The 775-nt window shown below is 63.5% G+C and carries 1 protein-coding gene; it reads right to left on the reverse strand.

Annotated elements, in window-relative coordinates; translation table 11 throughout:
- Window positions 1-88: 88 nt before the first annotated feature.
- On the reverse strand, window positions 89-775 hold a 687-nt coding region (locus tag ACFTZB_RS40820), incomplete at its 5' end, for an ABC transporter permease (protein WP_378440906.1).

A 775-nucleotide genomic window follows, 5' to 3' on the forward strand; every position in this document is an offset into this window, starting at 1 on the left:
GTTCATGGGTGCGGGGTTCATGGGTGCACGGAAAAGCTGACGACGATCTACCGACCGTTGCGGACGGCGGTGCGGACTCGCGTGTTCGTCACTTGTTCGTCAGTCCTCGCTGCCATGCGGTCAGTCGCCATTCGGCGCCGGTGAGCACGCCGTTGACGAGGATTCCGATGAGACCGAGGGTGAGGATGCCGGCATACATTTGCGGGGTCTGGTAACGCAACGCGGCGTTGTTGATGTAGATACCCAGACCCTGCGCACCGCCGACGAGCTCGGCGGCGACGAGAGCCGTGAATGCGTTCGCAGCAGCCAGACGGATCCCCGGGAAGATCGCCGGGATCGCCGCCGGAAGAACCACGCGGCTGAAAATGTACACCCGCCCGGCTCCGAGTGTCCGGGCCGCATTCAGCAGGATGCGCTCCACACCCCCGACCGCTCCGACCGCGTTGATGAAGATCGGCCAGAAGCAGGCCCACACGACGATGGCCACCTTGGACTCCTCGCCGATTCCGAGGAACACGACGAAGACCGGCAGGAGCGCGAGCAGCGAAAGATTCCGGAAGAACAGCAGGAGCGGTTCAGCGAGCTTCTGGAATATCCGGAACGATCCGACGACGATGCCGAGGGTGATGCCCGCCACGAGCGCAATGGCGAATCCGGTCAACGCACGCTCGACACTCGGCCAGATCTCGGAGCGCAACGTACCGTCAGTCAGTCCGTCGACGAACGCCGTGGCCACATCCTGTGGCTTCGACAGATACAGTGCGCTGACGTACTC

It is taken from the genome of Rhodococcus sp. NPDC057014, from assembly GCF_042673295.1.
Classification (GTDB): Bacteria; Actinomycetota; Actinomycetes; order Mycobacteriales; family Mycobacteriaceae; genus Rhodococcus_F.